The organism is Pauljensenia sp. UMB3104 (genome assembly GCF_030217285.1).
Lineage (GTDB): Bacteria > Actinomycetota > Actinomycetes > Actinomycetales > Actinomycetaceae > Pauljensenia.
This window is the reverse complement of sequence record NZ_JASONN010000387.1, coordinates 1-259: the sequence shown is the minus strand read 5'-3', so window position 1 is coordinate 259 and position 259 is coordinate 1. Positions and strand designations below refer to the sequence as shown.

The window sequence follows — 259 nt, the reverse complement described above, 5'->3', positions numbered from 1 at the left end:
ATGCTGACGCATCATGGCCGGAGTCATCGAGGGAAGCCGTGATTTCACTGATGCCTTGGGAGCCTTGGGACAACAGGGCTGGCGAGTGCATGTACAGGCGCGAGCCAACGGGCACAACATCAAGGAAAACGCGTCCATTGGACATCACTCGAACCTGAACCTCGTGAACTTCCACGCCAGAATTCGCCAGAACGTCCAGAGCGGGGCGAACCTGCGGATCAATTTCGCCGGTAACAACGATCAAGCGCGGGCCCGCACC

At 58.7% G+C, this 259-nt stretch carries 1 protein-coding gene; it reads left to right on the top strand.

The window, feature by feature from the left end; all coding sequences use genetic code 11:
- Positions 1 to 13: 13 nt before the first annotated feature.
- On the top strand, positions 14 to 259 hold a 246-nt coding region (locus tag QP415_RS13340), incomplete at its 3' end, for a hypothetical protein (protein ID WP_306559703.1).